The following is a 24,349-nucleotide window of genomic DNA, read 5'->3' as shown; positions in this document are numbered from 1 at the left end:
CCTTGTCGGGGGCGGTGACTTTGCACTCCTATCGCCCGAACTGAACAAGCATGCCCCCCTCTGCCCTGCCGGGCATCTCCCCCACAGGTGGGGAGATCGACTCGCGGCAAGGCGCCCCGCCCTCCTCATCGGTTGAGATAGAGCGATGCAGGCGCCCCTTGCCGATCTCCCCACCTGTGGGGGAGATGCCCGGCAGGGCAGAGGGGGGTGGCGGCACCCACAGACGGCGCTTTTATCGGAAACGCTCCAAGGAACCCGACATGACGATCCGATCTTTTCTCGGAGCCATCTTTCTCTGGCTCACCCTCGGGATCGCGGCGCAATCCTTCGCGCAAAGCGATCCGAAGGCGCTGATCGACCAACTCGGCACGGCGGACTTCAAACAGGCCGAAACGCTGATCGGGCAGATCGCCGCCACCGGCGATGCGCGGGTCGTGCCGGCGCTCGAGGCTTTCGCGGCGGGTGATCTTTACGTGCGCAAGACCGATAATCTGGTGTTCATGACGAAACCGACAGGGTCGAGCTTCACGTTGATCGATCCGCTGAGCGGCGAAAGCGCCGGTGAAGCCCCCAAGGCCGCTGTCTCCAAGATCAAGATCAACAACAATCTTCGCCGCGTCATCCGTGCCGCTCTCGGCGGTCTGACCCTGCTAAGCCCGGAAAAATCCGTGCGGCTTTCGGCGGCTGATGCCGTCTTGAAAGCGCCGAGCGCGGAAAATCTCGAATTGCTGGAAGCCGCCATAGCCAAGGAAACCGATAATGAGGTGCGGACCCGGATGGAGGAGGCGCGGGCCGTCTCGCTGCTCTCCTCCGACCGCCCCGTCGAGGTAAAGAAAGAAGCGATCGCCACCATCAAGAACCTTGGTGGCCGCGATGCCATCGGTATCCTCATGGCGGCGTCCTCGTCGGTGGATCAGAGCCTGAAGCCGGATATCGACAACGCCATTGCGAGCATCGAAAGCGCGCTCGCCTTCTGGGATTACGCACAGAATGTATGGTACGGCCTGTCGCTCGGTTCCGTGCTGCTGCTGGCCGCCATCGGTCTTGCCATCACCTTCGGCGTCATGGGCATCATCAATATGGCGCATGGCGAGATGGTGATGATCGGCGCTTACTCCACCTTCATGGTGCAGGAGCTGATCCGCAGCCATTTCCCCGGCCTGTTCGACTGGTCGCTCGCCATCGCACTGCCAGCTGCTTTTCTGGTGACGGCCTTCGTCGGGCTCATCATGGAGCGTGGCGTCATCCGCTTCCTTTACGGGCGGCCGCTGGAAACGCTGCTGGCCACCTGGGGCATTTCACTCATCCTGCAACAGGGCGTGCGCTCCATCTTCGGCCCGACCAACCGGGAAGTCGGCAGCCCCGGCTGGATGTCCGGCTCCTTCAGCGTCGGTTATCTCAATTTCACCTGGAACCGGGTCTGGATTGTCTGTTTCTCGCTCTCGGTCTTCTTCGCGCTGCTGGTACTTTTGAAGCGCTCCTCCTTCGGGTTGCAGATGCGCGCCGTGACCCAGAACCGCCGCATGGCCTCTTCCATGGGCATCCGCACACCCTGGGTGGATGCCTTCACCTTCGCGCTCGGTTCCGGCGTCGCCGGTCTTGCGGGTGTGGCGCTTTCGCAGATCGACAATGTCTCTCCCAATCTCGGCCAGAGCTACATCATCGACAGTTTCATGGTGGTGGTGTTCGGCGGTGTCGGCAATCTCTGGGGAACGCTGGTGGGGGCGCTCTCGCTCGGCGTGCTCAACAAGTTCCTTGAACCGACGGTGGGCGCCGTGCTTGGCAAGATCCTTGTGCTCGTCCTCATCATCCTGTTCATCCAGAAGCGGCCGCGTGGTCTCTTCGCACTCAAGGGAAGGGCGATCGAAGCATGATTACCGGCTTCCTCCTGCGCGCGCTCGATCGCCGCATTTCCATCGCCATCGGCATCATCCTGGCCATCGCCGTGCTGGTGCCCGCCTCCAACCTGCTTTTGCCAGCAGATAGCGCGTTCCGCATCCCGACCTACATCATGTCGATGCTGGGCAAATATCTCTCCTATGCGCTGCTGGCGCTGGCGCTTGATCTTGTCTGGGGTTATTGCGGCATTCTCTCGCTTGGCCACGCCGCCTTCTTCGCGCTCGGCGGTTATGCCATGGGCATGTATCTGATGCGGCAGATCGGTACGCGCGGGGTCTATGGCCATCCCGTGCTGCCTGACTTCATGGTCTTCCTCAACTGGAAGGAACTGCCGTGGTTCTGGCACGGCTTCGACATGTTCTGGTTTGCGGCGTTGATGGTGCTTGTCGTACCGGGCCTGCTCGCCTTCGTGTTCGGCTGGTTCGCCTTCCGCTCGCGCGTCAATGGTGTTTATCTCTCGATCATCACCCAGGCCATGACCTATGCCCTGTTGCTCGCCTTCTTCCGCAACGATATGGGTTTTGGCGGCAATAATGGCCTCACCGATTTCAAGGATATCCTCGGCTTTTCCGTGCAGGCGGATGGCACGCGTGCCGTGCTGTTTGCGATGACGGCCGTGATGCTGGCGATATCGCTGCTGATTGCATCCGGCATCGTCAATTCCAAATTCGGCAAGGTGCTGGTGGGCGTGCGTGATGCCGAAAGCCGGGTGCGCTTCCTTGGGTTTAGGGTGGAGAACATCAAGCTCTTCACCTTCGTCGTGTCAGCCATGATGGCGGGCATTGCCGGGGCGCTGTTCGTGCCGCAGGTGGGCATCATCAACCCCGGCGAATTCTCCCCCGCCAACTCCATCGAAGTGGTGGTGTGGACGGCGGTGGGCGGACGCGGCACGCTGATCGGGCCGATCATCGGCGCTGTTCTGGTCAATGGCGGCAAGAGCTATTTCACCGGCGCTTTCCCCGAATTCTGGCTGTTTGCGCTGGGGGGCCTTTTCATCGCGGTGACGCTGTTCTTCCCGAAGGGCATTGTCGGCACCGTGCAGCATTATCTCGTCGGGCGGCGTGAAAAGCGGGTCGCGCGTGCGGCAGGCGCTGCTCAGCAGCCCGGCAACGACAGCGCGGTTGCGCAACAGGCGGCGGAGTAAGCCCATGAACACGGTTTCCGAAAACAGAACCAAAAGCCTGCTTTATCTTGATGGCGTTTCCGTTTCTTTCGATGGTTTCAAGGCGCTCAACTCGCTCTCCTTCGTGGTGGAGCCGGGTGAACTCCGCGCCATCATCGGCCCGAATGGCGCGGGCAAGACGACGATGATGGATATCATCACCGGCAAGACGCGGCCGGACACGGGCAGGGTGCTGTTTGAAGACAGTATCGACCTCACGAAAAAGGATGAGGCGGATATCGCCCAGCTCGGCATCGGGCGGAAGTTCCAGAAGCCGACGGTGTTTGAAAGCCATACCGTCTGGGACAATCTGGAACTGGCGCTGAACCGCAAGCGCGGCGTCTTCGCCACGCTGTTCTATCGGCTGACGGAGGAGGACAAGGTGCGCATCGAGGAAATCCTCGCCACCGTGCGTCTCGGCCACCGCCGCGGCGATCTCGCCGCCAACCTTTCGCATGGCCAGAAACAGTGGCTGGAAATCGGCATGCTGCTCGCGCAGGAACCGAAGCTGCTGCTGGTGGACGAGCCTGTCGCCGGCATGACGGATGCGGAAACGGCGGAAACCGCCGTGCTTTTGAAGGAGATCGCGAAGACCCGTTCGGTTGTGGTGGTGGAGCACGATATGGGCTTCATCCGCGAGCTGGGCGTGAAAGTGACGTGTCTTGCCGAAGGCTCGGTGCTGGCCGAAGGGTCGATCGATTTTGTGTCCAGCGATCCGAAGGTGATCGAGAATTATCTGGGGCGGTGATGGTGGTGTTTGCGGCGTTACCCCCCTTTGCCCTGCCGGGCATCTCCCCCTCAAGGGGGGAGATCGGCAAGCGGCTAACACCCTGCCTCATGACCAGTAGGCGATGGGATGAGCGGGAACGGCATCTGATCTCCCCCCTTGAGGGGGAGATGCCCGGCAGGGCAGAGGGGGGTAACGCCGCCCACCATACCGCCAATGGAGTTTTATCATGCTGACAGTCGAAAACATCAACCTCCACTATGGCGCGGCGCAGGCCCTGCGCGGCGTGTCGCTGAAAGCGGAGATGGGCAAGATCACCTGTGTTCTCGGCCGCAACGGCGTCGGCAAAAGTTCGCTCTTGCGTGCCGTCACCGGCCAGCAGGCCACCAGCGCCGGCACCATCCGTTTCGGCGATGCGGCGCTCGACGGGCTCGCACCTTACCAGCGGGCTAAGCGCGGGGTGGGTTACGTGCCGCAGGGACGGGAAATCTTTCCGCTGCTCAGCGTGCAGGAAAATCTGGAGAGCGGTTATGCGCCGCTGCCGCGCAGGGAGCGTTTCATCCCGGACGATATTTTCAGCCTGTTTCCGGTGCTGCAAACCATGCTGTCGCGGCGCGGCGGCGATCTCTCGGGTGGCCAGCAGCAGCAGCTTGCGATTGGCCGGGCGCTGGTGACACGGCCGAAAATCCTCGTCCTCGACGAGCCGACGGAAGGCATCCAGCCGTCGATCATCAAGGATATCGGCCGGGCGATCAAATATCTGCGCGACTCCACCGGTATGGCGATCCTGCTGGTCGAGCAATATCTGGATTTCTGCCGCGAGCTTGCCGATTACGTCTACATCATGGACCGCGGTGAAATCGTGCATGAGGGGCTGGCCGAAACGCTGGATACGCCGGAAGCGCGGCGGCATCTGACGGTGTAATGTTGCGTGCGCCGATCACGGCATAAAAACGGCCGATTAATATTTTGAAAGTCTATGCGCCTGTGCATGGCTTTCATGCGTAATTTTAGCGTTTCATTAAGTAAAAGCCTATGGTATTGGGCGCATGAAATGCTGCATGCGAGACACAGAAGAAGTCTATTCGCACGCCGCGACTGTTGATCCCTTACATTTCCCGCACGCTCGACGTATCGTCGGGAAACTGTGCCAATAAAGGCGTGTCAATGATTCAAGACTTTGCAGTGGGCCGGGCTTCCCGGTTGGTGCGTTCCGCACGCAGCCTGTTCCTCGGGCTGGTGATCAGCGCAAGCGCAGGGGCCGCAGCGTCGGCATCGACCTGCGGTCAGGGTATTGGCCCCGGCATGGAATCGGGTCGGCACGATTTTTCCATTCTCTCCAACGGTGAAAAACGCGACGGCGTCTATTTTGTTCCATCGGCCTATGATGGAAATAAGCCGCTGCCGGTCGTGTTCGATTTCCATGGCTCCAACAGCAATCCGCATGGTCAGCTGAACCGCAGCGGCTGGGACAAGCTTGCCGAGCGTGACGGTCTCATGGTCGTGGCGCTGGCCGGCAGCCTGAGCGGCGAATTGCCGGGCACCCATGCCTGGAATGTTCCCGGCGTCACCAAGCGGCCGGGCGGGCTCGATGAAGTCGGTTTCATCCGCGATGCCATCACCATGGTGAAGGGCAAGTTCTGCGTGGATGAGGAGCGTTTTTATGGCTCCGGTTATTCCGGCGGCGGGCGCATGCTGTCGCAATTCATCTGCAGCGGCAACGCGGATTTTAACGCTGCCGGCTTCGTTGCTTCGCTGCGCGCCGGTTATCCGCTGGAGACGGAAGGCAAGTGGGGACCGGATGCGGCAAGCTGCCAGCCTGTGCGGCCAATGTCGATCATCGCCTTTGCCGGGCTGAAAGACCCGGCCAATCCCTATCAGGGCGGCGGCAAGTCCTATTGGCAATATGGCGGCGAAACGGCGTTGAAGCGCTGGGCCGAAATGGATGGCTGCAAGGGCGCTGCCAAAAGCAAGGTGGGCGAAAGCTTCACCGTCAATTCCTATGATGTCTGCAAGGCTGGCGCACGCATCCAGTCCTATGTCATCAACGACTGGGACCATGCCTGGCCGCGCGCCACCATGAAGGCCGAGGTTCTGGCCGCTAACGCCGTCGTCACCCGCAAGCCGGGCGGCGAGCAGACACCGAAGGCGGAACCGGCCGTGGAGCGCAAGATGCCCACAGGCGAAGTGACACGCACGGTTGATGCGGCCGAAAGAATGTGGGATTTCTTCCGCAATACGGAAGGGCAGCTTGTCGTGGATGCCGTCGTCAAGAAGGATTGCGGCGCCAAGACCTCGTCCGCTTCCGCAACCGTTTCGGAGACCGCGTGCAGCAGCAACAGCAAGCCATCGGCCCTTCCGGTCGCCAAGACGCTCAACCTGTCCGGCAGCAACGCGCCCGTGGCAGAGGACGCATTGTAACAAAGGCTGTTGAAGGCCGCAGCCGGCTGGACGAACTGTTCCAGGAAGGCTGCGCGAAAATCCGCCTGCCGGAAACCTTCTCAAACGAAGCGGAAGCCATCCTCATCAATTCCTCCGGCGGCCTGACCGGCGGAGACGAAATCGAATGGCAGGCCACGGCCGGCGCCGGCACCTCGCTTGTTGTGACCACGCAGGCCTGCGAAAAGGTCTATAAGGCATCATCAGGCACCGCCGCCGTGACCGCCCGCGTTTCCGCCGGGCCGGGTGCGAAGCTGCATTGGCTGCCGCAGGAGACCATCCTCTTCGACCGTGCTTCCTTGACCCGCCGGCTGGAAGCCGATCTCGACCAATCCTCCGAATTCATCGCTGTCGAAGCCGTGCTGCTCGGCCGTAAGGCCATGGGCGAGGCGATGACGCATGGTCTCTTTCGTGACCGCTGGCGTATTCGCCATGGGGGCAGGCTGGTGCATGCGGAAGAACTTGTGCTTCAGGGCGAGGTGGCGGCGCTGACGGCGAAACCGGCGGTTCTGGCTGGTCAGGTGGCCTTTGCCACGCTTCTTTATATCGGGCCGCTGGCTGAGGCGCTTCTGCCTAAAATCCGGGCTATTGCCGGTGAAAGCGGCGGCGCCAGCGAATGGCAGGGCAAGCTTGTCGTTCGCGTCTCTGCCGAAGATGGTTTCTCCTTGAGAAAATTGCTTTTTCCGATCATTTCGCTCTTGCGAAACGGCGCGCCAGTGCCGAAAGTCTGGAATCTGTAAACCCTTAAGGTTGCCCCGCGACAGGCGTCCTTCGGGGTCTGTCAACACGTCGGATCTGCCTGCCGCAATCGCGCTGTTTGCGGGGCAGGCGCCAAGCTGCGGGACCACGATGAACCTTAGCCCAAGAGAAAAAGACAAGCTGCTGATTTCCATGGCCGCCATGGTGGCGCGCCGCCGGCTGGAACGCGGCGTGAAGCTCAACTATCCCGAAGCGATTGCGCTGATTACCGATTTCGTGGTCGAGGGCGCCCGCGATGGTCGCGCTGTGGCCGACCTGATGGAAGCCGGCGCGCATGTCATTACCCGCGATCAGGTGATGGATGGTATCGCCGAGATGATCCATGATGTGCAGGTGGAAGCGACCTTTCCTGACGGCACCAAGCTGGTGACCGTTCACGAACCGATCCGTTGAGGGGTTGATATGGCGCTGGAACTTCGGCCCAATTGCGAATGCTGCGACCGCGATCTTGCGCCCGATAACAGGGATGAGATGATCTGCTCGTTCGAATGCACTTTCTGCGTCGACTGCGTGACGGGCGTGCTTGATGGCGCCTGCCCGAATTGCGGTGGTGAGATGGTTCGCAGGCCCGTTCGTCCGGCGGCCAGGCTCATCAACAACCCGGCATCGACGAAGCGGGTGCTGAAAGCGGAAGGCTGCGCGGCAGCCACGGCCGCGTGAGAAAGACAAGGGGAGCACCATGAAACCAGGCGAAATCATTGCCGCAGAAGGCACCATCGAACTCAATGCCGGCCAGCCGACCGTGACGATCGAGGTGGCCAATTCGGGCGACCGGCCGGTGCAGGTGGGCAGCCATTATCATTTCTTCGAGACCAATGCGGGTCTCATCTTCGACCGCGACAGGGCGCGCGGCATGCGTCTCGATATTCCCGCGGGCACGGCGGTTCGTTTCGAACCCGGCCAGAAGCGGGAAGTGACGCTGGTGCCGCTTTCCGGCAAGCGTGAGGTTTATGGTTTCCGTCAACAGGTCATGGGGAGGTTATGAAATGGCGACGGCGCATTATCATGGAAGCTGCCAGTGCGGCAGCGTCAGCTTCGAGGTCGATGCCGATCTCGATCACACTGTTGTCTGCAATTGCTCGCGCTGCAAGCGTCTTGGCTCCACGCTCGCTTTCGCGCCGCGTGACAAGTTCACGCTGCTTTCCGGCAAGGACAAGCTGGCGGAATATCTCTTCAACAAACACAAGATCCATCATCTTTTCTGCTCCACCTGCGGCATCGAGAGCTTTGCTTATGCCGACGGGCCGGATGGAACGCCGATGGTGGCAGTGAACGCCAATTGTCTCGATGGTGTTGATCCCCGGGCGCTGAAGCCACAGGCTTTCGATGGCGCGGCGGCCTGAGCGATGGAGATGAGCCGAAACAACGTCTTCATGGCGGCCGTGCTTCTCAGCGCGACCGCCGGATTTTCCATGCCGGCCGCAGCGCAGAGCGAGCCGGACTGCAAGGCGCCGCAGACGCAGGCGGACATGACCATCTGCGCCGGCAAGGATTACGAAAAGGCCGACAAGCAGTTGAACGCCGAATATCAGAAGCTGCGCAAGCTGCTCGCGGAGCGCGACAAGACAGTCGATGCGGACGGCAAGGGTGCAACCGACGCTCTGGTGGCCGCCCAGCGCGCCTGGGTGGCGTTTCGTGACTCCAATTGCGCACTTTCAGGCTTTCAGGCGCGTGGCGGCTCGATGGAACCGATGCTGATTTCCTCCTGCCTCGCCGATATGAGCGGCAAGCGGGCGGAAGAACTGCGTCAGCTGTCGGAAGGTTTCTGAACGCATGGGGCGGCGGATCACGATCGTCGGAAACGGGGAACTGCCGCCGGGCGTGGCTGATTTCATCGACCGTTCCGACATCGTCATCCGCTTCAATGATTGCCGGTCGCTGGGGCTGGGCGGTACGCGCACCGATGTGGTGGCCGTATGCAACACCGGGCGGCCGGGCCTCGAGATGACCGAGGGCACCGAATGGCGCGAGAGCGACGGTGTGCGGCAGGCCGCTGCCATCTGGTCCGTGCGGGATCCCGCAAAATTTTCAGAAATGGAACCGGACATACGCGCACGCTGGCCGGAACTGACAGATTTCTGCGCCGATTACACCGAAGGCTTTGCCGCCATCGCCCGCGAGACCGGCAAGAGCCACATCGTCATTCCGCGCGGCGTGCATGAAAGGCTCGATGTTGCGCTAGAAGCCTATGCGCCCGCGCCCTATGTCTGCCCCAGCACAGGCCTTGTCACCATTGCCCATGTTCTTGAGAACGTGAGCGGCGATGGTGACGAAGTGGCGATTGCCGGTTTCGGCCATCAGGGCTGGAGCGGCCATCCATTTGCTGCCGAACAACAGCTGGTAGAAGCCCTTGCGGGCGAGGGCCAGCTCACACGAATTTCTCCCACATCGATTTTCTCCGCGTCCGAAGGAGCCTGAGCCCATGCCTTACAAGATTTCCCGCGCCGCCTATGCCGGCATGTTTGGCCCGACCGTGGGCGACAAGGTGCGCCTTGCCGATACCGAACTCTTCATCGAGATCGAGAAGGACCACACGACCTATGGCGAGGAAGTGAAATTCGGCGGCGGCAAGGTCATTCGCGACGGCATGGGCCAGAGTCAGGCGACGCGGGCCGAAGGGGCGGTCGATACCGTCATCACCAATGTGGTGATCGTCGACCATAGCGGCATCTACAAGGCGGATGTGGGCCTGAAGAACGGCCGCATTCACGCCATCGGCAAGGCGGGAAACCCCGATACGCAGCCGGGCGTGACGATCATCGTCGGTCCCTCGACGGAGGCGATTGCCGGTGAAGGCAAGATCCTGACCGCCGGCGGCATGGATGCGCATATTCACTTCATCTGCCCGCAGCAGATCGAAGAGGCGCTGATGAGCGGCGTCACCTGCATGCTCGGTGGCGGTTCCGGCCCGGCGCACGGCACGCTCGCCACCACCTGCACCGGCGCATGGCATATCGAGCGCATGATCGAGAGCTTCGATGCCTTCCCGATGAATCTCGCGCTCGCCGGCAAGGGCAATGCCTCGCTGCCAGCGCCTCTGGAAGAGATGATCCTTGCCGGCGCTTCCTCGCTGAAATTGCATGAGGACTGGGGCACGACGCCTGCCGCCATCGACAATTGCCTGACGGTGGCCGATGAATACGACGTGCAGGTGATGATCCACACCGATACGCTGAACGAAAGCGGTTTCGTGGAAGACACTGTCGCCGCCATCAGAGGTCGCACCATCCATGCCTTCCATACAGAAGGTGCGGGCGGCGGCCATGCGCCTGATATCATCAAGGTCTGCGGCAACCCGAACGTCATTCCGTCCTCCACCAATCCGACGCGGCCCTATACCGTCAATACGCTGGCCGAACATCTCGACATGCTGATGGTGTGCCACCACCTGTCGCCGTCAATCCCTGAAGACATTGCCTTTGCCGAAAGCCGCATCCGCAAGGAAACCATTGCGGCGGAGGATATTCTCCACGATATCGGCGCGTTTTCGATCATTTCGTCCGACAGTCAGGCCATGGGCCGTGTCGGCGAGGTGGCGATCCGTACCTGGCAGACAGCCGACAAGATGAAGCGCCAGCGCGGCCGCCTGAAGGAAGAGACCGGCGAAAACGACAATTTCCGTGTCCGCCGTTACATCGCCAAATATACCATCAACCCGGCCATCGCCCAGGGCGTCAGCCATGAGATCGGCTCGATCGAAGTCGGCAAGCGCGCCGATCTGGTATTGTGGAACCCGGCCTTTTTCGGCGTGAAGCCGGAGATGGTGCTGCTCGGCGGCTCCATTGCCGCGGCCCCGATGGGCGATCCGAACGCCTCCATTCCCACACCGCAGCCGATGCACTACCGGCCGATGTTTGCCGCCTATGGCAAGCTGCGCACCAATTCCTCGGTCACATTCGTTTCGCAGGCGTCGCTCGATGCCGGTCTTGCCCAGCGTCTCGGCGTGGCGAAAAAGCTGCTGCCGGTGAAGAATGTACGCGGCGGCATTTCCAAGGCGTCGATGATCCATAATTCGCTGACGCCGCATATCGAGGTTGATCCGGAAACCTATGAGGTGAGGGCGGATGGCGAGCTTTTGACCTGCGAGCCGGCCACGGTGCTGCCGATGGCGCAGCGTTATTTCCTGTTCTAACGGCATTTCATGGTGAGATTTATCACAAGGTGGATCGGCGGCGGCATGCTGCTGATCCTCCTGCTCCTTCTGCTCGGTACTGTCCTGCCGCGCCCGTTTTTCGCCGATGAGGTGAGCGGGGGCGTGACAGACCGCGAAATCCTGCTGTTATCCAACCCGATCCACACCGATATTGCTCTGCCGATCGATGACGATCTGCGGCGGGTCTTTTCCGAATTGCAGGAGGACGGCATTGCCGTCAACCACCCGGCGGCCGCCCATCTGGTGTTCGGCTGGGGCGGCCGGTCGTTTTATACCGAGACACCCACCTGGGCCGATCTGAAGCCCATGCCGGTCTTGCGCTCGCTGACGCTTGACCAGTCGGTCATGCATGTGGATGTGACGGGAGATTTTCCCGCCGATCTTGCCGGGGTAAAGCGCCTTCGCATTTCCGAAGCCGGGTATCAGCGCCTCGTGGCGGCCATTCGTGCCAGCTTTTCGCGCGACAATGGCAAGGTGCGGCTGATACCGGGTGTCGCTTATGGCCTGACGGATGCGTTTTTCGAGGCGAATGGCCGGTTCAATGCCCTTGTCGGCTGCAATACATGGTCGGCTGCCATGTTGCGTGAGGCCGGCATTCGCACCGGCTGGTGGACACCATTGCCGCCGTTTCTGCGCTGGTCGGTGGCGCTGCATGATTGATCCTCGCAAGCCGTGGTTTTCCTCTGGCAAAGCCTATTTTTATGCTGCACCGCAGCGCGTCTTGCGTTATGGAAACGGCAAAAGAATTATGCAGGGATCGATCCCAAGTGATCCCTGTAAAACGCCAGAACAGGAGACAAGACATGCTCGGCAAAAAAGTGCCCGCCGTTACCTTCCGCACGCGCGTTCGTGATGAGGCCGTTGGTGGCCCGAACCCCTTCCGTTGGCAGGACATGACCTCCGACGATTATTTCAAGGGCAAGAAGGTCGTTCTGTTTTCGCTGCCCGGCGCTTTCACGCCGACATGCTCGACCTACCAGCTCCCCGATTTCGAAAAGCTGGCGCCGGAATTCCGCGCGCTCGGCGTTGATGAAATCTATTGCCTGTCGGTCAACGACGCCTTTGTCATGAATGCCTGGGCCAAGGGCCAGAACCTCGAAAACGTCAAGGTCATTCCTGACGGCTCGGGCGAGTTCACCCGCAAGATGGGCATGCTGGTCGCCAAGGACAATCTCGGTTTCGGCATGCGCTCCTGGCGTTACGCCGCCGTCGTCAATGATGGCGTCGTCGAGCAGTGGTTCGAGGAAGAGGGCTATCAGGACAATTGCGAATCCGACCCCTATGGCGTTTCCGCGCCGCAGAACATTCTGGAAAACCTCAAGAGCCGCGCTGCGGCCTGATTGTGGGTTTGCGCAGGCCCGGCAGCGATGTCGTGTCTTCGGGCTATCGGCAGGAGGCGAAAATCTCTCCTCCGTTATCCTCGCCGTTGAGGCGAGGATCCATAAGCGCCCGAGGATGACGTCGAAGGCGGAGAAAGGTTTACGCTTGGCCCGGCAGCAACGCCGGGCTTTGTCGTTCTGGCGGCCATGTGTCCCAAAATCGTGCCTTGAAATCCCCCCGTCTATCCGTCAAAAATCGTAACCCCAAGACTGTTTCTGAAACGGATCATCCCATGCTGCGCGTCACCTCCTATCATCCGGCCGGAACCCCCGCCGACGAACCTTCCGGTTATGTCACTCTTGCGCATGACCAGCGGCATCTTCGCCGCAAGCTGCTGCATCTGCAGAATGACGAGATGGTAATGCTCGACCTGAAGGAAGCCGTGCTTTTTGCCCATGGCGATCTTCTCGTGGTGGAAAACGGCGACCTGATCGAGGTCCGCGCGGCTGACGAAAAGCTCTTCGAAATCAAGGCGAAGGATCGCCTTCACCTGATCGAGCTTGCCTGGCATCTGGGCAACCGGCATCTTTCCGCGCAGATCGAGGAGGAGCGTATTCTCATCCTGCGTGACCACGTCATCCGCGCCATGCTGGAAGGTCTTGGCGCCACCGTGCGTGATGTCGAAGAGCCTTTCCAGCCGGCGCGCGGCGCTTATCATGCCCATGGCGGTCATTCCCACGGCCATGATCACGGCCACAGCCATCACGATCACGGCTGAGCCGTGAGCGAAGATCGCGGCGTTGCCGCGCTGCTGCGGCTCATGGCCTGGATGTCGCCTGCCTTTCCGGTTGGCGGTTTTTCCTATTCCGGTGGACTTGAAAAGGCGGTGGAGGATCGGCGCGTCGGGGATGCGGCGGCTCTGCGCGACTGGCTCGAAACGCTTCTGCGCTGCGGCAGCCTGTGGAACGATGCGGTGTTTCTGGCACATGCCTGGTGCAATGCCGAGGACGCCGCCGTCTTGAGCGAAACGGCCGATCTGGCGCGAGCGCTGGCCGGTTCGGCGGAGCGATACCGCGAGACGGTGCTTCTGGGCGATGCCTTCGTTGCCGCCGCCGGCGCCTGGCCGCATGTGGTTCTGGAGGCGTTGCCCAAAGACGTTCCCTATCCCATCGCTGTCGGGGCAGTTGCCGCCGGTCATGCGGTGCCGCTCAGGGACACGATTGCCGCCTTTTTGCATGCCGGCGTCTCGCAGATCGTGTCGGCGAGCATCCGCCTCGGGGTCGCGGGACAGAAGGATGGTGTCGCCATTCTGGCCGCAAGTGAAGCGATCATCGCGGAGATGGCGGCGCGGGCGATGCAATCCACGCTCGACGATCTCGGCAGTGCGACGATCATCGCTGACACGGCGGCCATGCGGCATGAAACGCAGGGCACCCGGCTTTTCCGGTCCTGAAGAGCGAGCGGGCGCCACGAGTTTCTTCTCCCCGGCGGGGAGAAGAAACAAGCGGCACGATCCTTGCATATCTTGAAGCGTCCGGCTGGCGGACTATTGTGAAATAATACCAAAGCATATCGAAGGGAACAGAGTGGTGAAATCGGGCATGAAATCGGGCAATGGCCCGCTGCGCGTCGGTATTGGCGGGCCGGTCGGTTCGGGCAAGACGGCGCTGACGGAAAAGCTCTGCAAGGCGATGAGCGCCGATTATTCCGTCGCGGTTGTCACCAATGATATCTATACCAAGGAAGATGCGGAGGCGCTGGTGCGCCTGCAGGCGCTGCCTTCCGAGCGTATCGTCGGCGTGGAAACGGGCGGTTGCCCGCATACGGCCATCCGCGAGGATGCGACGATCAATCTGCAGGCGATTGCCGGGCTTAATGCGCGCTTTCCCGATCTCGACGTGGTCTTCATCGAATCCGGCGGCGACAATCTCGCCGCGACCTTTTCGCCCGACCTTGCCGATATCACCATCTATGTCATCTCCGTCTGTCAGGGCGAGGAAATTCCGCGCAAGGGCGGGCCGGGCATCACCCGCTCGGACCTGCTGGTCATCAACAAGAAGGACCTAGCGCCCTATGTCGGGGCCGATCTGTCCGTCATGGACAGCGATGCGACCCGCATGCGCAACGCCATGCCTTTCGTCTTCACCGATATGAAACGCGGCGATGGCGTGGAGCGTATCGTCGGTTTCCTGAAAGAGCAGGGCGGTCTCTGAAATATGGCAATGTCCCGCCGGTTCGGCGCTTATGAGGTTTCCCGTTTTGTCGACGGTGTCTACAAGGCGCCGGTCGGCCATCTCATCCACCGTCAGGGTGCCGAAGCGCTGGCCGCTGCCCTTGCCGGCCATCAGGGCGAAACGGTGGATATGGACGTCAACTGTTTCGCATTGTCCGGGCCTGAGGGCATCTGGCTGATCGATGCCGGTTGCGGCACCGCCTGGGGTGCTGCTTATGGCTATGCCCGCGCGGCGATGATTGCCGCCGGTATTCAGCCGGCCGATGTAGGGCGTGTCATCCTCACCCATATTCATGGCGATCATGCGCTTGGCCTCATCGATGGCGACCGGCCTTATTTTCCCAATGCCGATATCTGGGTGCCCGAGGCCGATCTCGGATTTTTCAGCAGTGCGGAGGCGCGCAAGACCCTGCCGCCGGCCCGGCAGGGCGGCTTCGATCTTGCCGCGCGGCTGCTCGACATTTGTGGCCCGATGTTGCGGCCGATCCCGACAGGCAGGATTGCCGAGGACGTGGAAGCCATCGCCATGCCCGGCCATACGCCGGGACATACCGGTTATCTGATCGGCAATGGTGATGAGCGGCTGTTATTATGGGGCGATGTGCTGCATGTGAGCGACTTGCAGGTGAAGGACCCCGGTGTCGGTTTCGTCTACGATATCGATTCTGCGCTTGCTTACCAAACACGCCTTGAGGCGCTGGCCGAGGCCGCCGATCACGGCTGGCTGGTTTCCGGCGGTCATCTCGGCGGATTTTTCCGTGTCGAGCGGCAGGGTGACAGCTTTCGCTTTGTGTCGCAGCCGGACTGATTTTTCGATTTCGGACATGCAGAAGGGCGGAATACCCTAAGGCATCCCGCCCTTCGTCCTCTCCCGGTGTCTTCAGATCTGCTTCAGCGCCGCAACATCATTGACCTGCACGATGCGGCCGCGCACGGTGACGCCAGCTTTCTTCAGTGCCGAGAAGGCGCGTGAGAGCGCTTCCGGTGCAAGGCCAAGCTTGCCGGCAAGCAGGCTTTTCTGGAACGGCAGCCGCAGCGAAAAGGATGTGGCGTCGCGCGGTCCCTGATTGATGAGGTAATGGGCGACACGCTGCGGCGCTGTCTGCAACCGGTCATTGGCGATGCAGTCCATGGTGGCCAGCAGGCTGTTGGACAGGCAGCGCATGACGGCCTTGGCGATTGCCGGTTCCTGATCGATCAGGCTGCGGATTCTTGTGAGTTCGAACCGCGCCACGGTGCAGCTTTCCGCCGCCTGCGCGCTGTAACGATAGGTATCGCTGCCGAAAATCAGGCATTCGTTGAAGGTATCGCCGGGCCCGCTGACGCGCACATCCGCCTCGCGCCCGTGCCTGTCCAGCCGGTAAAGCCTGATGTAACCCGACAGCACGCAGTAGAAATGCTGCGCGGCCTCGCCTTCCTTGAAGAGCACATGGCGGGCGTTCACATTGGTGATGGTCGCCGCTTCCATCAGCTTCAGCGCCGCTGCATCATCCGCTATCCCGATCAAGGGCGCGCGCAGCAGAATGTTCCTGTCCCTGTTGCTCAGCTTCACGGTCTTGTTCACGTCCATTCGGCTCCCGCTCAAACCTTTTGCCGGGCTGTCCGAAGCGATACGAAACCGGGGAAGTTCCTTCTCCCTCACGCCTATCTGCACAGAACTCATCGCATTATCCCTCGACCGGCAATTCCCGATGCGAGGGAGATTAGCAGTTCACCTGGAAAGCGAATTGATTTCGATCAAACAGGATTTGAGTTGTCATTTGGGACAGCGGGAATGCGGCGAGGCCATTCCTGCTCAAGAATGTGAGGAGGAATATGGAGCGAGCGAGTGCCACATATTTCTTCTCCCCGCCGGGGAGAAGAAACAAGCGGCGGCGCTTTGCCCTTAAACGTCCACCCAAAAAGAAACGCCGGGCACATGGCCCGGCGTCTCAATCGTTACGCTGCAAACTTCACTCCGCAGCAAGCGGCGGCAACCGCAATATATTGCTGCCCTTGTCACCGGCCTTGTCGCCGCTGCCCTTTTCCATGCCGGCCACCCGTGCCTCCAGCGAAGAGAGAGCGAGGCTGTTTTCGCGGGCGATCTCCGAGAGTTTCTCGTTGGAGAGCGCTTCTTCCTCCTCTTCCTTCTTGCCGACGAAGCGGCCGAAGAGGTGGGCGAGCAGGCGCGACAGGTCGTCCATGATCAGGAAGAAGGCTGGGACCACGATCAGGGACAGCACCGTCGAAACGATGATGCCGCCGATCACCGCAATCGCCATCGGCGCGCGGAACGAACCGCCTTCGCCGACGCCGAGCGCCGAGGGCAACATGCCCGCGGACATGGCGATGGAGGTCATGATGATCGGGCGGGCGCGCTTGCGGCCGGCCTCCACCATGGCATGCACCCGTTCCATGCCGTGTCGGCGCATTTCGATGGCGAAATCCACCAGCAGGATGGCGTTCTTCGTCACGATGCCCATCAGCATCAGGATGCCGATGAGAACGGGCATGGAGAGCGCGTTCTGCGTGATGATGAGTGCGACGGCCACGCCGCCGATGGCAAGCGGCAGCGAGAACAGGATGGTGAAGGGCTGGATGACATCCTTGAACAGCAGGATGAGCACGACCAGCACCAGCATCAGGCCAAGCAGCATGGCGTTTACGAAGCCCTGCTGCATTTCGCCCTGCACCTTGGCGTCGCCGCTTTCGGCAAGGCGAACACTTGCCGGCAGGTCGGTTTCCGAGACGATGCGCTTGAACTCAGCCGTCGAGGTATCGAGCGCCGTGCCAAACGGGACGTCGGAGCCGATGGAGACCACGCGGTTGCGGTCGTTGCGCTTGATCGAGCTTGGACCTTCCGAATAGTCGATATCGGCAACGCTATAGAGCGGCACCAGCGACCCGGAGGCGGTCTTGATCTTCAGCGCGCGGATGGTGGCGAGATCACGACGTGTATCGAGCGAGGCCTGCACGCGGATCGGGATCTGCCGGTCATCAAGCGAAATCTTCGTCAGCTGGGCGTCGATATCACCGATGGTGGCGACACGCACCGTCTGCGAAATCTGCTGCGGCGTGATGCCGAGGCGGGCGATTTCGTCCTTGCGCGGGCGGATCTGCAGTTCGGGGCGGGGCAATGCACCTTCCGAGCTGACATTGGCAAGGATGGGCGAGGCGCGCAGGCGGCTTTCGAGAATGCCGACGGCGTCGTTCAGGTCCTTCTCATTGGTGGAGAGGAAGTTGAAGGAGAGTTCGCGTTCCGCACGGTCGTTCAGCTTGATGATGCGGACATCCGGAATGCCGCGAACCTGCGCGAAAATATCCCGTTCCACATCCCATTGCGGACGTACGCGGCCCTTTTCCTCCACCTTCGGCAGATATTGGCCGATGAGCGGAATGGAGCCGAGCCCCTTGTTGACCACCAGCTTGAGCAGCGAATGGTCGATATGCTGCAGAATGACGTTAACGGTGGCGCGGCGAAGCTCCAGGTCCCCCTTGGGCGACGCGCCGCCAAGGATGAAGACGCTTTCCACGCCGTTGATGTCCCGCAGCGCGTGATAGATCTGCGTCGTCGTCCGATCTGTCTCGTCAAGCGTCGCATTGGGCGGCAGTTCCACCGAAAGCGTTACGCGTGAGGCGTCGTCCGGCGGCAGGAAGCTGCCGGGTACCTGGCTCAACAGCATGACGGAGGCGACGAGAAACGCGATCGCGCCGAGCAGCGTCAGATACCGCGCCCACCACTTGCGGGTGGTGGCGGTCACCATGCGCGTATAGGCCTTCATCAGCCGGCTGTCATTGTCGTGGTGATCGTCCATCGCGTCTTCGGCGCGCATCAGATAGGCCGCCATCAGCGGCGTGATGAGACGGGCGACCGCGAGCGAAAAGAACACCGAGAAGGCGACCGTCAGGCCGAACTGGATGAAGTACTGGCCCGGAATGCCGGGCATGAACGAGACAGGCACGAAGACGGCAATGATGGTGAAGCTGGTGGCGATGACGGCGAGGCCGATTTCGTCCGCCGCTTCCAGTGCCGCGCGATAGGGCGTCTTGCCCATCTTGATGTGGCGGGCAATGTTCTCGATTTCCACGATGGCGTCGTCCACGAGAATACCCGTGGCGAGCGTGAGCGCGAGGAAGCTGACGAGGTTGAGCGAGAAGCCCATGATATCCATGATCCAGAAGGTCGGGATCGCGGAGAGCGGCAGCGCCACGGCGGCAATCAGGGTTGCGCGCCAGTTGCGGAGGAAGAGCAGGACCACGATGACGGCGAGGATAGCGCCTTCGATCAGCGTGTCGAGCGCCGCCTTGTAGTTGCCATAGGTGAAATAGACGGCGTCATCGACCATTTCGATCGAGACATCAGGATGGTTCTTGCGCACCTGATCGAGGCTTGCCGCCACGGTTTCGGCGACCGAGACCTCGCTGGCGCCCTTGGAGCGGAACACCGCGAAGGTGACGGCGGGGTTGCCGTTGAACCGCGAGAAGGACTTCTGCTCCTCATAGGTGTCTGTGACCGTGCCGAGCTCGGAAAGCTTGACGAAACGGCCGTTGGAAAGCGCAATCGTGGTGTTGGCAAGCTGGCTCACATCGCGTGTGTCGCCGAGCGTGCGGATGGTCTGCTCGTTGCCACCGACCTGGCCGCGGCCGGAGCCGAGGTCGATATTGGTGCCGCGCAGCTGGCTGTTCACCTCGGTTGCGGTGATGCCATAGGCGTCGAGCTTTTCGGGGCTCAGCGAAACGCGCACCTCGCGGTCGGCGCCGCCATAGCGGTCGACCTTGCCGATGCCGGACTGGCCCTGCAGCGAGCGCTTGATCGTGTCATCCACAAACCAGGACAGTTCTTCCAGCGTCATGTTCGGTGAGGAGACGGCAAAGGTCTGGATCGCCTGTCCCTCGACGTCGATCTTGCTGACGACGGGCACTTCGATATCGGAAGGCAGATCGCTGCGGATCTTGTCGATGGCGTCCTTGGTGTCCTGAACCGCTTCTTCCGTCGGCTTTTCGATGCGGAAGACAACTGTCGTCGTCGACTGGCCGTCGACCACGGTGGACTGGATTTCGTCGACGCCGCTGATGGCGGCGACGGCATCCTCGATCTCCTTCGTCACCTGCATTTCCAGCTCGGAGGGCGAAGCGCCGCTCTGGGTCACGGTGACGGCCACGACGGGAACGTCGATGTTCGGAAAACGGGTGATCGGCAGGGTGTTGAACGCCTGCATGCCGAGGATCATCAAAAGCGCGAAGCCAAGCAGCGGCGCAATCGGGTTACGGATTGACCATGCGGAGAAGTTCATTTCATTCCCTCAGTCAGTTGGACACAGCCGCAGGGGCTTCCACCGGTCTTATCCGGTCACCATCACGCACGAATGCTCCAGCTTTCTCGACAACCTTGTCTCCAGCGGCAAGACCGCTGACAATCTCGATAAAACCGCCGTCTTCAATGCCGGTCTCGATCTTCACCTGCTTGACGATATCGCCTTCCACCTTGCGGGTGGTCGAGCCTTCGCGCCCGGAGGTGACGGCCGACAGCGGCAAAGCGAGCGCATTCGTCTCCTCGACGATGATCGCCGCGCTGGCATACATGCCCGAGCGCGCCGGGCTGTTTTCGGGCAGAACGACATGCACGGAACCGAGGCGCGTCGTCGGATCGACGGTGGGCGAAACGAGGCGCACCTTGCCCTCTATTTTCTCAGCTCCGCCGGCAACCGTCAAATAAGCTTTCTGGCCGACCTTCACCTTCTGGATATCGGTCTCGGACAGATCGGCGACGAGTTCGATCGCGCCGTCCTTGATGACGGTGAAAAGCGGGTTTCCGGCGCCGCTGGCAATCGCGCCGACCTTGGCGTTCTTGGCCGAGACGATACCGGTGACCGGGGTTTTTACACCGGTGCGCGTCAGCTTCAGATCAATGTCGGCGATCTGGGCGTCAACCACCTTGATGTCGGCCTCGCCGGCGGAGACGGCCTGGCGGGCGGCGTTGAGCTTGGCGGCGGCCACTTCGGCCTGTGCCTGGGTCTGTTCCACCTGCGAAACCGAACCGGAGCCGCTCTGGCCGAGCTTTGCGGCGCGGTCGCGCTGGCGGTTCGCGTCGCTCGCGCTCGCTTCGGCTTCCAGCACCTGCGCCTTGGCCTGGGCGACGGCAGCTTCTGCCTTTGCCTTGTTGGCTTCCAGCTGGCTTTTCTGCAGGATGAGGCTGTCGGAAGAAAGCACGGCCAGAACCGCATTCGCTTCCACCCTGTCGCCGATATCAACGTTCAGCGTGTCGATCGACAGGCCATCGACCAGCGGCTGGACGTAGATTTCGTCCACGGGGCGGATCGTGCCTGTCGCGATGATACGGTCCACGAGATCGCGTTTTGCGGCATGTGCGACGACGATGGAAGGCAGGTTCTGCTGTTTGACCGGTGCCTGCGCCTCTCCCTCGGCTGCTGCGGAAAGGGGGAGCGCCGTTGCGGAAAGAAGAAGGAATACAAAGCGGTTAAACGTGACTTTATGCTGCATGTGTCTTGGCTCGCGCAATATTCGATCGCATGTCCTGCAGCCTTGCGGCGTATATTAGAAGGTCATGCGATAGCGAATGTGAAACAAGGGATCACAATACTTCCTTTTCGATCCTCCCGATTCAAACGCCCCTCAACGCGAATCTCAAGCACCTTTGCCGAGTGCTTTCTTTACAAGATCAAATTTGGCAGTCTTGTGGGCGGGACTGTAATTCTTGTTGTCGTACAAATCAATCCGCATAGCCGCGATGGTTGATATACATTTTTGTATAGGTCGGGATATTGTAATTCATCAAAAGGGTTACCAGTGAAAAAAACGCGCGGACGGTGCCGCGCGTTCCATGCATCCAGGGTAAATTCGACTACTTCAGCGCCGCATCGGTGATTTCGGTGGTGTAGGCGCCTGTCGGCTCCTTGGTGATGACAGGATCGGAGCCGCCGCCGAGCAGCGTCTTGACGGTGCGCTCGTAATCCGCCTTGTCCAGCGCGCCTTTCGAGCCGGCCGTCAGCTTGGCGACTTCGCCCATCATGCGCTTCTGGTGCTTTTCGGTCTGGGCGCCGGAGGCGTCGTTTTCGAGAACGATATCGGCGGCATCGTCTGGGTTTTCTTCCGCCCATTTCCAGCCCTTCATGGAAGCGCGGACAAATTTGACCATGTCTTCCTTGAATTTGGCGTCCTTGAGCTTGTCTTCGAGAACGTAAAGCCCGTCCTCCAGCGTTGCCACGCCTTCCGCCTCGTATTTGAAGGTGACGAGTTCCTCCGGCTTGATGCCGGCATCGATGACCTGCCAATATTCATTATAGGTCATGGTGGAAATGCAGGCGGCCTGCTTTTGCAGCAGCGGATCGACGTTGAAGCCCTGCTTCAAAACCGTGACGCCATCCGCACTGCCGGTGGTCGGGATTTTCAGGTGCGCCATCCACGACAGGAACGGGTATTCGTTGCCGAAGAACCAGACGCCGAGCGTCTTGCCCTTGAAATCTTCCGGCTTGGTGATGCCGGTTTCTTTCAGGCAGGTCAGCATCATGCCTGACGATTTGAACGGCTGGGCGATGTTGACGAGCGGAACACCCTTTTCGCGGGTGGCAAGTGCCGAGGGCATCCAGTCGACGATGACATCCGCGCCACCGCCGGCCAGAACCTGCGCCGGCGCAATATCAGGGCCGCCGGGCTTGATATCGACATCGAGGCCTTCGGCTTCATAAAATCCTTTGTCCTTGGCGACGTAATAACCGGCAAATTGCGCCTGGGTGACCCATTTCAGCTGCAGGGTGATCTTGTCGGCGGCCTCGGCGCTCACCGCCGTCAGAAGTGACGCGCCGGCAAGAAGCATGGATGCAAGTTTCATTTTCATCGCTGTTCCCTTTTTCGTTATTTACGTTCGTCCCCCACGGACGGACGGATGCCAGAAGGTGACGGCACGCTCCGCGAGCGCCACCAGACCGTAAAAGCCGGAGCCTGCAAGCGCGGCGACCGCGATTTCGGCCCAGACCATATCGACATTGCTGCGGCCCATTTCCGCCGAGATGCGGAAACCCATGCCGACGATCGGCGTGCCGAAGAATTCCGCGACGATGGCGCCGATCAGCGCCAGCGTGGAATTGATCTTCAGCGCGTTGAAGATGAAAGGCCAGGCGGCGGGCAGGCGCAGTTTTATCAACGTCTGTCCCCAGCCGGCGGCATAGGTGCGCATCAGGTCGCGTTCCATGTGGCTGGAAGCGGCAAGCCCCTGGACCGTGTTCACCAGCATGGGGAAGAAAGTCATGATGACGACGACGGCCACTTTCGACTGCCAGTCGAAACCGAACCACATGACCATGATCGGCGCGATGCCGACAACAGGCAGAGCGGAGACGAAATTGCCGATCGGCAGCAGCCCACGCTGGAGGAAGGGAGACCGGTCGATGAGGATGGCGACGATGAAGCCAAGACCGCAGCCGAGCACATAGCCTGTCAGCACCGATTTGAGGAAGGTCTGGCGGAAATCGGCCCAGAGGATCGGCAGGGATGTGAGAAGGCGGGCAAGAATGGCGCTCGGTGCCGGCAAGAGGATTGGCGGTACGGCAAAACCGCGCACCACGCCTTCCCACAAGGCGAGAATGGCCAGCCCGAAGAGGAGCGGTACTGCCATGCGGCTCATGCGCTTTGCCGCCGGTGACGAGAAGCTGTGGCGCACCAGCCATTCATTGAAGGCCCAGGCGGCAAGCCAGAACAGGATCGCGCCAGAAAACCAGAAGGGATTCGTCATGGCCGGGCTCCCATTCTCTTGAGGACGGCGGCGTGGGCGATGCCGATGATCGACACCAGCAGGGCCGCGACGCCGGCTGCCATGAACAGCGCCGCCCATATCTGCACCGTCTGGCCGTAATAGGAGCCGGAAAGCAGGCGCGCCCCGAGCCCGGCGACAGCCCCGGTCGGTAATTCGCCGACGATGGCGCCGACCAGCGCAATGGCGATGGCGATCTTCAGCGAGGTGAAGAGATAGGGCAGCGCCGAGGGCCAGCGCAGCTTCCAGAAGATCTGCGCCGGTGAGGCATTATAGGTGTGCATCAGGTCGAGCTGGAGGGTTTCCGGGCTTCTGAGGCCCTTCACCATGCCGACGACGATGGGGAAGAAGGAAAGGTAGGTGGAGATCAGCGCCTTGGGCAACAGCCCGGAAATGCCGATGGAATTCAGGACGACGATGATCATCGGCGCGATGGCGAGGATCGGGATGGTCTGGCTGGCGATGATCCACGGCATGACGGAGCGGTCCATGGCGCGGTTATGAATGATCGCGACGGCGAGCAGGATGCCGAGGACAGCGCCGATGGCGAAACCCAGCAGGGTGGCGGAGAGCGTGACGCCGGCGTGGTAGATCAGGCTGCGCTTGGAGGTGATGGCCTTGTTGACGGTGGTGTCCCAGAGTTCCGCGACGATCTGGTGCGGGGCGGGAAGGACCGGACGTTCCTGCGCGAAGGTTTGCGGCAGGAGTTCGGAGAAGCTTGGCGTTTGACCGGCGCGGGTGGCCTGGTCGCGGGCAAAGGGCATGTTGAGGTAGATGACGGCGAGGTGCCAGAGGATGAGGATGGCGAGGAGGACGGTGAGGATGGGGAGGATGCGGTGGCGGAGGAGGGTCATTGGGGAGCCCTCTGTGGGTGGGATTTACGCTTACTCCGTGGGTGCGGCTTATCCCCC

25 protein-coding genes are annotated in these 24,349 nt (G+C 61.1%); 19 read left to right on the top strand and 6 right to left on the bottom strand.

Translation table 11 applies throughout. The features are described from left to right. Nucleotides 1–260 precede the first annotated feature (260 nt). The 19 genes from urtB to aidB all read left to right on the top strand — a co-directional run bounded on the left by urtB (nucleotide 261) and on the right by aidB (nucleotide 15,500). On the top strand, nucleotides 261–1,874 hold the full coding sequence (gene urtB, locus QRN60_RS11875; protein ID WP_003510157.1) for an urea ABC transporter permease subunit UrtB: 1,614 nt from the start codon (nucleotides 261–263) through the stop codon (nucleotides 1,872–1,874). After that, on the top strand, nucleotides 1,871–3,043 hold the full coding sequence (gene urtC / locus QRN60_RS11870) for an urea ABC transporter permease subunit UrtC (RefSeq protein WP_003510156.1): 1,173 nt from the start codon (nucleotides 1,871–1,873) through the stop codon (nucleotides 3,041–3,043). The genes urtB and urtC overlap by 4 nt, the downstream gene beginning before the upstream one ends. Before the next feature lie 4 nt (nucleotides 3,044–3,047). Beyond that, nucleotides 3,048–3,809, top strand: a complete 762-nt coding sequence (urtD, locus tag QRN60_RS11865; protein WP_003510154.1) for an urea ABC transporter ATP-binding protein UrtD — start codon at nucleotides 3,048–3,050, stop codon at nucleotides 3,807–3,809. Between the two features lie 208 nt (nucleotides 3,810–4,017). Further along, nucleotides 4,018–4,713 (top strand): urea ABC transporter ATP-binding subunit UrtE, encoded by a 696-nt coding sequence (urtE, locus tag QRN60_RS11860; RefSeq protein WP_003510152.1) that lies wholly within the window; start codon nucleotides 4,018–4,020, stop codon nucleotides 4,711–4,713. Nucleotides 4,714–4,955: 242 nt separating this feature from the next. Next, the gene (locus QRN60_RS11855) at nucleotides 4,956–6,209 is read left to right on the top strand and encodes a CE1 family esterase (RefSeq protein ID WP_003510150.1); all 1,254 of its coding nucleotides are present in this window, start codon (nucleotides 4,956–4,958) and stop codon (nucleotides 6,207–6,209) included. Next, on the top strand, nucleotides 6,116–6,967 hold the full coding sequence (locus tag QRN60_RS11850; protein WP_003510148.1) for an urease accessory protein UreD: 852 nt from the start codon (nucleotides 6,116–6,118) through the stop codon (nucleotides 6,965–6,967). The genes QRN60_RS11855 and QRN60_RS11850 overlap by 94 nt, the downstream gene beginning before the upstream one ends. 109 nt (nucleotides 6,968–7,076) lie before the next feature. Further along, nucleotides 7,077–7,379, top strand: a complete 303-nt coding sequence (locus tag QRN60_RS11845; protein WP_003510146.1) for an urease subunit gamma — start codon at nucleotides 7,077–7,079, stop codon at nucleotides 7,377–7,379. 9 nt (nucleotides 7,380–7,388) lie between these two features. Continuing rightward, a complete protein-coding gene (locus tag QRN60_RS11840) occupies nucleotides 7,389–7,646 on the top strand; it encodes a DUF1272 domain-containing protein (protein WP_129564869.1) in 258 nt (85 codons plus the stop codon). A gap of 19 nt (nucleotides 7,647–7,665) precedes the next feature. Continuing rightward, nucleotides 7,666–7,971: an urease subunit beta gene (locus QRN60_RS11835; RefSeq protein WP_003510142.1), complete on the top strand. Its 306-nt coding sequence runs from the start codon at nucleotides 7,666–7,668 to the stop codon at nucleotides 7,969–7,971. Nucleotide 7,972: 1 nt separating this feature from the next. Then, the gene (locus tag QRN60_RS11830; RefSeq protein WP_129564868.1) at nucleotides 7,973–8,329 is read left to right on the top strand and encodes a GFA family protein; all 357 of its coding nucleotides are present in this window, start codon (nucleotides 7,973–7,975) and stop codon (nucleotides 8,327–8,329) included. Between the two features lie 3 nt (nucleotides 8,330–8,332). Further along, nucleotides 8,333–8,755 carry a lysozyme inhibitor LprI family protein gene (locus tag QRN60_RS11825; protein ID WP_020813388.1) on the top strand — a complete coding sequence of 141 codons (423 nt, stop codon included), beginning with the start codon at nucleotides 8,333–8,335 and terminating at the stop codon, nucleotides 8,753–8,755. A gap of 4 nt (nucleotides 8,756–8,759) precedes the next feature. Next, nucleotides 8,760–9,404, top strand: a complete 645-nt coding sequence (locus tag QRN60_RS11820; protein WP_020813389.1) for a hypothetical protein — start codon at nucleotides 8,760–8,762, stop codon at nucleotides 9,402–9,404. 4 nt (nucleotides 9,405–9,408) lie between these two features. Next, complete coding sequence (ureC, locus tag QRN60_RS11815; protein WP_020813390.1) at nucleotides 9,409–11,118, top strand: urease subunit alpha; 1,710 nt, start codon at nucleotides 9,409–9,411, stop codon at nucleotides 11,116–11,118. Between the two features lie 9 nt (nucleotides 11,119–11,127). Beyond that, nucleotides 11,128–11,799: a TIGR02117 family protein gene (locus QRN60_RS11810; protein WP_165000643.1), complete on the top strand. Its 672-nt coding sequence runs from the start codon at nucleotides 11,128–11,130 to the stop codon at nucleotides 11,797–11,799. Between the two features lie 143 nt (nucleotides 11,800–11,942). Continuing rightward, a complete protein-coding gene (locus QRN60_RS11805) occupies nucleotides 11,943–12,479 on the top strand; it encodes a peroxiredoxin (RefSeq protein ID WP_003510133.1) in 537 nt (178 codons plus the stop codon). A gap of 272 nt (nucleotides 12,480–12,751) precedes the next feature. Next, nucleotides 12,752–13,237, top strand: a complete 486-nt coding sequence (gene ureE, locus QRN60_RS11800) for an urease accessory protein UreE (protein WP_031234548.1) — start codon at nucleotides 12,752–12,754, stop codon at nucleotides 13,235–13,237. Nucleotides 13,238–13,240: 3 nt separating this feature from the next. Further along, complete coding sequence (locus tag QRN60_RS11795; protein ID WP_162724069.1) at nucleotides 13,241–13,912, top strand: urease accessory protein UreF; 672 nt, start codon at nucleotides 13,241–13,243, stop codon at nucleotides 13,910–13,912. 148 nt (nucleotides 13,913–14,060) lie between these two features. Next, nucleotides 14,061–14,672 carry an urease accessory protein UreG gene (ureG, locus tag QRN60_RS11790; RefSeq protein ID WP_112978211.1) on the top strand — a complete coding sequence of 204 codons (612 nt, stop codon included), beginning with the start codon at nucleotides 14,061–14,063 and terminating at the stop codon, nucleotides 14,670–14,672. Nucleotides 14,673–14,675: 3 nt separating this feature from the next. Further along, nucleotides 14,676–15,500, top strand: coding sequence for an AidB family quorum-quenching N-acyl homoserine lactonase (gene aidB / locus QRN60_RS11785; protein WP_129564867.1), 825 nt, complete (start codon nucleotides 14,676–14,678; stop codon nucleotides 15,498–15,500). A 72-nt stretch (nucleotides 15,501–15,572) separates the two neighbouring features. Here aidB and QRN60_RS11780 read toward each other — a convergent pair whose 3' ends face one another. From QRN60_RS11780 to QRN60_RS11755, 6 genes are all read right to left on the bottom strand, one after another. Continuing rightward, complete coding sequence (locus tag QRN60_RS11780; RefSeq protein WP_003510124.1) at nucleotides 15,573–16,262, bottom strand: Crp/Fnr family transcriptional regulator; 690 nt, start codon at nucleotides 16,260–16,262, stop codon at nucleotides 15,573–15,575. 382 nt (nucleotides 16,263–16,644) lie between these two features. Continuing rightward, nucleotides 16,645–19,965 (bottom strand): efflux RND transporter permease subunit, encoded by a 3,321-nt coding sequence (locus tag QRN60_RS11775; RefSeq protein ID WP_060725235.1) that lies wholly within the window; start codon nucleotides 19,963–19,965, stop codon nucleotides 16,645–16,647. A gap of 13 nt (nucleotides 19,966–19,978) precedes the next feature. Next, nucleotides 19,979–21,172, bottom strand: a complete 1,194-nt coding sequence (locus tag QRN60_RS11770) for an efflux RND transporter periplasmic adaptor subunit (RefSeq protein WP_003510119.1) — start codon at nucleotides 21,170–21,172, stop codon at nucleotides 19,979–19,981. Nucleotides 21,173–21,533: 361 nt separating this feature from the next. After that, nucleotides 21,534–22,526: an ABC transporter substrate-binding protein gene (locus QRN60_RS11765; RefSeq protein WP_060725234.1), complete on the bottom strand. Its 993-nt coding sequence runs from the start codon at nucleotides 22,524–22,526 to the stop codon at nucleotides 21,534–21,536. Between the two features lie 21 nt (nucleotides 22,527–22,547). Next, nucleotides 22,548–23,420, bottom strand: a complete 873-nt coding sequence (locus QRN60_RS11760) for an ABC transporter permease (protein ID WP_003510113.1) — start codon at nucleotides 23,418–23,420, stop codon at nucleotides 22,548–22,550. Then, complete coding sequence (locus tag QRN60_RS11755) at nucleotides 23,417–24,292, bottom strand: ABC transporter permease (protein ID WP_003510111.1); 876 nt, start codon at nucleotides 24,290–24,292, stop codon at nucleotides 23,417–23,419. The genes QRN60_RS11760 and QRN60_RS11755 overlap by 4 nt, the downstream gene beginning before the upstream one ends. Between the last annotated feature and the right edge of the window lie 57 nt (nucleotides 24,293–24,349).

Source organism: Agrobacterium sp. CFBP2214 (assembly GCF_030209895.1).
GTDB classification, from domain to species: domain Bacteria; phylum Pseudomonadota; class Alphaproteobacteria; order Rhizobiales; family Rhizobiaceae; genus Agrobacterium; species Agrobacterium radiobacter.
The sequence above is the reverse complement of the archived record's forward strand: the minus strand, read 5'-3'. Positions and strand labels throughout refer to the sequence as shown.

What these genes read in the sequence shown, in the direction of transcription:
- urtB (WP_003510157.1), top strand. Translation starts at nt 261, where the DNA reads ATGACGATCCGATCTTTTCTCGGAGCCATCTTTCTCTGGCTCACCCTC.
- urtC (WP_003510156.1), top strand. Translation starts at nt 1,871, where the DNA reads ATGATTACCGGCTTCCTCCTGCGCGCGCTCGATCGCCGCATTTCCATC.
- urtD (WP_003510154.1), top strand. Translation starts at nt 3,048, where the DNA reads ATGAACACGGTTTCCGAAAACAGAACCAAAAGCCTGCTTTATCTTGAT.
- urtE (WP_003510152.1), top strand. Translation starts at nt 4,018, where the DNA reads ATGCTGACAGTCGAAAACATCAACCTCCACTATGGCGCGGCGCAGGCC.
- QRN60_RS11855 (WP_003510150.1), top strand. Translation starts at nt 4,956, where the DNA reads ATGATTCAAGACTTTGCAGTGGGCCGGGCTTCCCGGTTGGTGCGTTCC.
- QRN60_RS11845 (WP_003510146.1), top strand. Translation starts at nt 7,077, where the DNA reads ATGAACCTTAGCCCAAGAGAAAAAGACAAGCTGCTGATTTCCATGGCC.
- QRN60_RS11840 (WP_129564869.1), top strand. Translation starts at nt 7,389, where the DNA reads ATGGCGCTGGAACTTCGGCCCAATTGCGAATGCTGCGACCGCGATCTT.
- QRN60_RS11835 (WP_003510142.1), top strand. Translation starts at nt 7,666, where the DNA reads ATGAAACCAGGCGAAATCATTGCCGCAGAAGGCACCATCGAACTCAAT.
- QRN60_RS11830 (WP_129564868.1), top strand. Translation starts at nt 7,973, where the DNA reads ATGGCGACGGCGCATTATCATGGAAGCTGCCAGTGCGGCAGCGTCAGC.
- QRN60_RS11825 (WP_020813388.1), top strand. Translation starts at nt 8,333, where the DNA reads ATGGAGATGAGCCGAAACAACGTCTTCATGGCGGCCGTGCTTCTCAGC.
- QRN60_RS11820 (WP_020813389.1), top strand. Translation starts at nt 8,760, where the DNA reads ATGGGGCGGCGGATCACGATCGTCGGAAACGGGGAACTGCCGCCGGGC.
- ureC (WP_020813390.1), top strand. Translation starts at nt 9,409, where the DNA reads ATGCCTTACAAGATTTCCCGCGCCGCCTATGCCGGCATGTTTGGCCCG.
- QRN60_RS11810 (WP_165000643.1), top strand. Translation starts at nt 11,128, where the DNA reads ATGGTGAGATTTATCACAAGGTGGATCGGCGGCGGCATGCTGCTGATC.
- QRN60_RS11805 (WP_003510133.1), top strand. Translation starts at nt 11,943, where the DNA reads ATGCTCGGCAAAAAAGTGCCCGCCGTTACCTTCCGCACGCGCGTTCGT.
- ureE (WP_031234548.1), top strand. Translation starts at nt 12,752, where the DNA reads ATGCTGCGCGTCACCTCCTATCATCCGGCCGGAACCCCCGCCGACGAA.
- ureG (WP_112978211.1), top strand. Translation starts at nt 14,061, where the DNA reads ATGAAATCGGGCAATGGCCCGCTGCGCGTCGGTATTGGCGGGCCGGTC.
- aidB (WP_129564867.1), top strand. Translation starts at nt 14,676, where the DNA reads ATGGCAATGTCCCGCCGGTTCGGCGCTTATGAGGTTTCCCGTTTTGTC.
- QRN60_RS11780 (WP_003510124.1), bottom strand. Translation starts at nt 16,262, where the DNA reads ATGGACGTGAACAAGACCGTGAAGCTGAGCAACAGGGACAGGAACATT.
- QRN60_RS11775 (WP_060725235.1), bottom strand. Translation starts at nt 19,965, where the DNA reads ATGAACTTCTCCGCATGGTCAATCCGTAACCCGATTGCGCCGCTGCTT.
- QRN60_RS11770 (WP_003510119.1), bottom strand. Translation starts at nt 21,172, where the DNA reads ATGCAGCATAAAGTCACGTTTAACCGCTTTGTATTCCTTCTTCTTTCC.
- QRN60_RS11765 (WP_060725234.1), bottom strand. Translation starts at nt 22,526, where the DNA reads ATGAAAATGAAACTTGCATCCATGCTTCTTGCCGGCGCGTCACTTCTG.
- QRN60_RS11760 (WP_003510113.1), bottom strand. Translation starts at nt 23,420, where the DNA reads ATGACGAATCCCTTCTGGTTTTCTGGCGCGATCCTGTTCTGGCTTGCC.
- QRN60_RS11755 (WP_003510111.1), bottom strand. Translation starts at nt 24,292, where the DNA reads ATGACCCTCCTCCGCCACCGCATCCTCCCCATCCTCACCGTCCTCCTC.